Origin of the sequence: Streptomyces misionensis (assembly GCF_007896895.1) — a bacterium.
GTDB classification, from domain to species: Bacteria; Actinomycetota; Actinomycetes; order Streptomycetales; family Streptomycetaceae; genus Streptomyces; species Streptomyces misionensis_A.
The window spans coordinates 103,849-110,666 of the sequence record NZ_VOGW01000185.1 but is presented as its reverse complement, the minus strand read 5'-3'; the positions used below and the strand labels follow the sequence as shown (position 1 = coordinate 110,666).

At 71.8% G+C, this 6,818-nt stretch carries 8 protein-coding genes; 3 read left to right on the top strand and 5 right to left on the bottom strand.

Features of this window, described 5'->3' with window-relative positions:
* A partial coding sequence (locus FRZ03_RS32260) for a DUF72 domain-containing protein (RefSeq protein WP_146468654.1) occupies nt 1–483 on the top strand: 483 nt, incomplete at its 5' end.
* Here FRZ03_RS32260 and FRZ03_RS32255 read toward each other — a convergent pair.
* The 3 genes from FRZ03_RS32255 to FRZ03_RS32245 all read right to left on the bottom strand — a co-directional run bounded on the left by FRZ03_RS32255 (nt 418) and on the right by FRZ03_RS32245 (nt 3,029).
* Nucleotides 418–1,185 (bottom strand): SDR family NAD(P)-dependent oxidoreductase, encoded by a 768-nt coding sequence (locus tag FRZ03_RS32255; RefSeq protein WP_146468614.1) that lies wholly within the window; start codon nt 1,183–1,185, stop codon nt 418–420. The two genes, FRZ03_RS32260 and FRZ03_RS32255, sit on opposite strands and share 66 nt — an antisense overlap.
* A 102-nt stretch (nt 1,186–1,287) precedes the next feature.
* On the bottom strand, nt 1,288–2,613 hold the full coding sequence (locus tag FRZ03_RS32250; RefSeq protein ID WP_146468613.1) for an MFS transporter: 1,326 nt from the start codon (nt 2,611–2,613) through the stop codon (nt 1,288–1,290).
* 128 nt (nt 2,614–2,741) lie between these two features.
* On the bottom strand, nt 2,742–3,029 hold the full coding sequence (locus FRZ03_RS32245) for an Atu4866 domain-containing protein (RefSeq protein WP_146468612.1): 288 nt from the start codon (nt 3,027–3,029) through the stop codon (nt 2,742–2,744).
* Nucleotides 3,030–3,169: 140 nt separating this feature from the next.
* Between FRZ03_RS32245 and FRZ03_RS32240 the strand changes: the two genes are divergently transcribed.
* Nucleotides 3,170–4,021: a helix-turn-helix transcriptional regulator gene (locus FRZ03_RS32240; RefSeq protein WP_146468611.1), complete on the top strand. Its 852-nt coding sequence runs from the start codon at nt 3,170–3,172 to the stop codon at nt 4,019–4,021.
* 19 nt (nt 4,022–4,040) lie between these two features.
* On the opposite strand, the gene FRZ03_RS32235 is transcribed toward FRZ03_RS32240, so the two are convergent.
* Together FRZ03_RS32235 and FRZ03_RS32230 are read right to left on the bottom strand one after the other, a co-directional pair.
* Nucleotides 4,041–5,219, bottom strand: a complete 1,179-nt coding sequence (locus FRZ03_RS32235) for an amidohydrolase family protein (protein ID WP_261399430.1) — start codon at nt 5,217–5,219, stop codon at nt 4,041–4,043.
* A 119-nt stretch (nt 5,220–5,338) separates the two neighbouring features.
* Nucleotides 5,339–5,938 (bottom strand): TetR/AcrR family transcriptional regulator, encoded by a 600-nt coding sequence (locus tag FRZ03_RS32230; RefSeq protein ID WP_146468609.1) that lies wholly within the window; start codon nt 5,936–5,938, stop codon nt 5,339–5,341.
* 116 nt (nt 5,939–6,054) lie between these two features.
* Here FRZ03_RS32230 and FRZ03_RS32225 point away from each other — a divergent pair, with 116 nt between their 5' ends.
* Nucleotides 6,055–6,804, top strand: coding sequence for an SDR family NAD(P)-dependent oxidoreductase (locus FRZ03_RS32225; RefSeq protein ID WP_146468608.1), 750 nt, complete (start codon nt 6,055–6,057; stop codon nt 6,802–6,804).
* Nucleotides 6,805–6,818: the final 14 nt, after the last annotated feature.

The following is a 6,818-nucleotide window of genomic DNA, read 5'->3' as shown; positions in this document are numbered from 1 at the left end:
GCCCGGGACTGGCCCTTCGCCGTGGAGTTCCGCGACCCCACCTGGTGGCACAGCGACCGCACCGCCCCCTTCCTGGCCGACCTGGACGCCACCGCCGTCGCCGTGGACACCGCCCGGCACCTCCCCGGCTCGCTCCCGCCGGACGCGCCCGTCACCACCCCCCGCCTCGGCTTGGTCCGCTTCCACGGCCGCAGCCCCCACTGGGGCACGGGCTCCAAGGAGGACCGCTTCCGCCACGCCTATTCCGCAGCGGAACTGGCGGAATGGCTGCCGCGCGTCCGCCGCCTGGCCGATCGCACCGACGAACTCCACCTGCTGTTCAACAACTGCTGCGCGGACGCGGCCGTCCGCGCGGCGGAGACGATGCGCACCCTCCTCACCGGCGCGCTGCCGGGGCCGCGCGCGGAGACCCGCGGATCAGGCCGCGGTGAAGCCGCCGTCCGCGGCGAGTACGGCGCCCGTGACGAAAGCGGACCGCGGTGAGACCAGGAAGCACAGGACTTCCGCGATCTCACGGGGCTGTGCCACCCTGCCCAGGGGCTGGGCGCCGGCGAAGGACGCGAGATACGCGCGGCTGTCGGGGCGGAAGGTGTCGAGGAAGTCGGTTTCGACGACGCCCGCGGCGACGAGGTTCGCGCGGATGCCCAGGGGTCCGCCTTCCAGCGCCAGCACTCTGGTCAGCTGGGCCAGCGCGCCCTTCGACGCGCTGTAGGCGACCCCTTCGGGCAGTCCGACGGTGGACGCGTAGGAACCGGTGCCGACGATGGCGCCGCCGCCGCGCTCCGCCATGGCCCGGAAGGCTTCGCGGGCGAAGAAGAAGGCGCCGCGGGCGTTGACGTCCATCACGCTGTCCCAGTCCTGTGCGGTGGTGTGCGTGACGGGCTTGTTCAGGGTGCGTCCGGCGTTGTTGACCAGGATGTCCAGCCCGCCGAAGGCGTCGACGGCGGCCGCTACCGCGCGGGTGGCGGTCTCTTCCGCGGTGACGTCGCCGGTCACCGTCACGATGCCTGGCAACTCGGTGGAAAGTGAGTCCAGTCCGGGTCGTATGTCGAGGGCGACGACGCGTGCGCCGCGGGCGTGGAGGAGTGCCACGGTCTCCTTGCCGATGCCGCGCGCGGCACCGGTGACGAGAGCCGTCTTTCCCCTGAACTCGGCGGCTTCGGTGGACGGGGTCGTGGATGTCATGCGAGTGCTCCCCGGTGGGGTGGTGGTCGGGTGTCCGTGCGTGTGGTCGGGTGTCCGTGCGTGGTGAGGGACGGCCTGGTGACGGAGCGAGGGGCCGCGTCGTCAGTGGTCTCGGCTGCCGGTCCGGTGCCGGATGAGGAGGGTGCCGCCCAGGCCGGCGAGCACGGCGGCGACGATGACGGCGGTGGCGGAGCCGTAGCCCGCCAGAGGGTCGCTTCCATCCGCCCGCTGTCCGGCTTCGTCGACCGCGGTGACGAGGGCGAGGACGACGGCACCGCCGATCTGCATGAAGGTGTTGAGCAGGGCTCCCGCCAGCCCCTGGTCCCGGTCGGGCACCCCGGCCACCGCGCTCGTGTTCAGCGCGGGGAACGTCGCCGCGGTGCCGATCCCGTTGACGACCATGACCGGCAGGACCACGGTGAGGTAGGAACTGTCCGGCCCGATCCGGAGGAACAACGCGTAGGACAGCGCGAGGAGCAGCATCCCGGCGGCGATCATCCTGTGTACCCCGAACCGGGTCGCGAGCCGTCCCGCGAACGGCGCCAGCGCGCCGTTGGCGACGCCGAGCGGGACGAAGGCGCCGGCCGTCTGCAACGGCGTCCAGTCCAGCACGTTCTGCAGGTAGAGCGTGGCGAGGAACGCGAAGGACGTGTAGGCGCCCCACATGGCGAAGATCGTCAGGTTGGGGCCGGCGGTCGCGCGCCGGGTGAGGAAGGACAGCGGGACCAGGGGCCTGTGCGCGCGGGACTCGACCCGGAGGAACAGGCCGAGCAGACCGGCCGCGGCGGCGAAGAGGAGGAGGGTGCGGGCGGACAGCCAGCCGTGCGCGGGAGCCTGGGTGAGGGCGTAGACCAGAAGCACCAGTGCTCCGGTGGCCGTCAGCGCACCCGGAACATCGATCCTGCCGCGGGCGCCGTCCCGGCGGTCCGCCGGGAGCAGGCGCAGCCCTGCGAGCAGTGCCGCCACGGCGATGGGCACCGGGAGCGCGAAGACCAGTCGCCACGACAGTTCGGTCAGCACGCCGCCCAGAACGAGCCCTCCGATGAAGCCGCAGGCGCCGGCGGTGGCGTACCACCCGAGAGCACGGCCACGCCGCGTGCCTTCCGGCCAGTTGGTGGTGATCAGGGAAAGGGCCGCCGGGGCCAGGAAGCCCGCCGCGATGCCCTTCACCAGCCGTGCCGCGATCAGCAGGCCACCGGTCGGAGCGAGCGCTCCCAGCACGCTCACCACGCCGAAGACGGCGACCGCGGTCAGGAAGGCGCGTCGTCGGCCGAACAGATCGGCGACCCGGCCGCCCAGGAGAAGGAACCCGCCGTAGCCGAGGGCGTAGGCGGACACGACCCACTGGAGGGAACCCGATGGCATGCCGAGGTCACGCTGGATGGCCGGCAGGGCCACGCCCACGTCGGACAGGTCGATGGCGTCCATGAAATGAGCCGCGCACAGCACCAGCAAGGCCGGAGTGCCGGGTGACGGGGAAACCCCCGCGACGCGCCCGATCCCGCCGGCGCCGGTGGCGCCTTCGCCGTGGGGAAGACCGACGCCGCCGCGCGCCCTCACGAGGGCTTCTCCGTCCGGTCCTCGCGGTAGAGCACGAGGTGTTCGTGGTAGAGCACGCCGTCCCGGATGTCCCCCGTGGCGGTGAATCCGGTGTCGTCGACGTAGTCGAGGTGGCTGCCGGTCACCGTGTACCGGCCGGTGTACGCGCTGCGCCGGTCTCCCCGGGCCTCGTCGTAGCGTCCGTCCGGCAGCAACTCCTGCCGGATGTGACCGTCCGCGGTCACCCACATGCCGACCACGTCGGCGTTTCCCGGAGTGCGGTCGCTCCGCGCATCGCCTGTCATCAAGTTTCCCTTCCTCGGTGGGGCACGGGTGCCGTGCCTCACCGAGTCTGCGCAGGTCAGCGCAGGGGTACCAGGGTGCTCTCTGCCTGGGTGCGGCACACCCGGGAAGGGGGAGCAGCCACAGCACTAGCCTGGTGGCCATGGACGACAACCATCTCGGGGAGTTCCTGCGCGCGCGCCGCGCCCGCCTGCGGCCACAGGACGTCAACATGGCGAGTCACGGTGTGCGCAGGGTCGCCGGACTGCGCCGCGAGGAGGTCGCCGTCCTGGCCGGTGTCAACGCCGACTACTACACCCGGCTGGAACAGGGGCGGGAGCGCCATCCCTCGCCACAGGTGCTGGACGCTCTCGGCCGCGCGCTCCTGCTCGACCCGGACGCCCGCGCCCACCTGCACCGTCTGGCCGGGGTGTCACCGGACGGCCGAGGCTCCCTCCATGTCACCGAGCGGGTCAGTCCCGCGCTGCGTCAGCTGATGGACGGCTACGCGCACACCCCGGCGTTCGTCATGAACCGCACCCTCGACCTGCTGGCCGCCAACGCCCTGGCCGACGCCCTCTACGCCCCCTTCACCGCCGTGGACAACCTGGCCCGCATGACCTTCCTCGACCCGGCCGGACGGCCGTTCTACCGAGACTGGGACCGGGCCGCCCAGGCCGCCGTCGCCAATCTGCGCCAGGCGAGCGGCTTCGACCCCGAGCACCCGCGTCTGCGCCACCTCGTGGACACCCTGACCGAGCACAGTGCGGAATTCCGGCGGTTGTGGGCGCAGCACACCGTGCGCGGCAAAACCCAGGACGCCAAGCAACTCCTGCACCCGGACGTCGGACCTCTCTCCCTCACCTACCAGTCCTTCGACGTCCGCGATGCGCCCGGCCAGCAGCTCGTCATCTACCACGCCGAACCGGGCAGCCCCTCCGCCCAGGCCCTCACCCTCCTCGGCACCCTGCACGCCAGCGAGCAGCGGGCCCCGTCCGGCTCCGCCGGACAGTGAGTCCCGCGCGCACCGCGACTCAGCGTTTGTCCACGGCGAGTTCGCCGTTCAGGATCACCATGCGGAGGTCGCGGAGGCTGCCGATGTCCGCGGTGGGATCGGCGTTCAGCAGGAGCAGGTCGGCGCGCTTGCCCGGGGCCACCGTGCCGAGGTCGGGGCGGGCGCACTGCCGCGAGGCGCCGCTGGTGGCCGCGGCCAGCACCTGGGCGGGCGTCATCCCGGCCGCCACCATGAGCTCGGCCTCCTCCAGGGTGTTGGCTCCGAACAGGCCCCGGCCGCTGAAGGTGTCACTGCCCAGCGCGATGCGCACGCCGGCCTCGGCCACCTTCCTGAGGTTGCCGCGGGCGTCCGGGTGGGCGTCGTCGATCCAGAGCGTGGGGGTGTAGGTGACGCCGTGGTCGAGCATCAGGTCGATGAGCGAGTGGTCGGTCAGGGGCTCGACGGTGACACCGTGCTCCAGGCCGTCCGCCCCGGCCTCGATCGCCTCGCGTGCCGCGGCCTGCTGGGTGGTGTGGACGGTGACCCGAAGGCCCCGCTCGTGGCCGGCCTCGACACCCGCCCGAAGGAGATCGAGGGGAAGCCGTTCCAAGGCGACACCATCCGGGAAGACGGGATTGCGCCAGAGGTACGTCGGCCCGCCGGAGTGCGCGCACGCCCCCTCTGACAGGAGTTTGATCGCGTCCACCTCGCGGTCGGCGAGGTGGTGCACCAGGTCACGGATCTCCCGCACGCTGCCCACCTCTCCCGTGAAGCGCTCGCGCGCCCAGGGGTTGCCGCCGAAGACCGTGGCGGCGGGGTGGCCGTCGCGTCCGGTGATGCCGCACCCGGTCGCCAGCAGCCGCGGTCCCCGCAGCGTGCCCGCGGCGATCCTGGCCCGGGTGTCCAGGATTGCGTCCGTCGGATCGCCCACCGACTTGATGGTGGTGATCCCGTGGTCGAGGAACAGCCCGAGCCGCCCGGGCAGTTCGTTCTCCTCGAAGGCCCGCATCGAATCGGGATCGGTGACGGCGCGCACGTCGTAGAAGTGGATATGCGTGTCGATCAGTCCGGGCACGACCCATCCGCCGGCCGCGTCCACCTGCTGTCTGCCCCTGAGCGGCTCGGCCGACAGGGACGTGATCTCCGCGCCGTCGACGGCGACGTCGTACAGACCGGTGAGCGCCTGGTGGCCGTCGAAGACACGTGCGCGACTGATCACGAGGTCATGGGTCGCGGGACCACGAGCCCCGGCGCCCGCGGTCGTTTCGGCTTTCCGGTGCATCGCTTCGACTCCTGAGACGTTCCGAGTAGGTGTTCAGGACGGGGTGCGTGTTCCGGTCACGCCCGCAACCCGTCCACCGCCGCGTCGACCGCCGCCAGGGCCGCGGTCCTGTCGAGCCCCGCCCGCGACACGAGCGAGAGACCTTGGACCAGGTAGAGCAGCATCTGGGCCTGGGCCTCGGGGCGGGCGCCGTCCGTGACCTCTTTGGCGGCCTGCGCGCGGCGGAGCGCGTCGGCGACGATGCCGGTGAACCGGCGGTACGAGCGGGTGACGATCTCCGTGGCCTCGCCGTCCTGGGGGACGAGTTCGGCGGTCGTGTTGCCGACCAGGCAGCCCTGCGGCACGCCCACGTCGGAGACCAGTTCGTCCAGCCGCACGGGATGGGTCAGGATCTCGCGCAGGGCGGGCAGCAGCGGGCTGGTGTCGAGCGCGGCGATCAGGTGGCGCTCGTACACCTCCCAGTAGAGCCTGACGGCTTCCAGGTAGAAGCGGCGCTTGTCGCCGAACGCGCCGTAGAGGCTGCCGCGTTCGACGGCCAGTGCGTCGACCAGGTCCTGGATCGACGTCGCCCCGTATCCCCGGGACCAGAACAGTTCGAGTGCGCGCTCCAGCGTCTGTTCCCTGTCGAACTCGCGGGGGCGTCCGGTTCGTGCCACGCGCTTGATCCTACGACTTCTTGACTGGCCGTTCAAGAAGTCGTAGCTTCCGTTGCGGCACTTCTTGAACGCATGCACAGAAGTCGGCCGCTCCGGTCGGCGCGAAGGGCGAAGCAATGGAATTTGCAGGCAAGACGGCACTCGTCACCGGGTCCGGCGCGATCGGCGGACTCGGGCACGCGACGGCCAGGGTGTTGGCCGCGGGCGGCGCCGACCTGATCCTGACCGGCACCGATCCGCGGCGCGGTGCCCAGGTCGTGGAAGACCTCCGCGCAGCCGGCGGCGAGTCCGCCGCGGCGGTGCGTTTCATCGCTGCCGACGTGTCCGACCCGGCGGGCGTGCGACAACTGGTCGAGGGCGCCGGAGCCGTCGACATCCTGGTCAACAACGCGAGCGTCATGACGTTCTCCCCGACCACCGGGCAGGACCTCGCGAGCTACGAGGCCGCCTTCGCGGTCAATGTGCGCGCTCCGTTCCTGCTCACCGCCCTGCTCGCGGAGAAGATGGCCGCGGGCGGCGGCGGCAGCATCGTCAACGTCAGCTCCACCGCGGCCGGACTCGGCATGCCGGGCATGGCCGTCTACGGCGCCACCAAGGCGGCGCTCGAATCGCTGACCCGCACCTGGGCGGCGGAATTCGCCGCGTCGAACGTGCGGGTCAACGCCGTCGTCCCGGGCCCGATGCGCACCGCGAAGGTGGTCGAGGCGATGGGCCCGGACATGGGTGGCATGGGCCTGACCACCGCGCTCAAGCGCACCTCCGACCCGGCCGAGGTGGCCCACGTGATCGCCTTTCTCGCCGGCGACCGGGCGAGCTACATGACCGGTGCGATCGTGGCCGCCGACGGTGGCCGCACCGCGATCTGAGGAGAGACAGGACA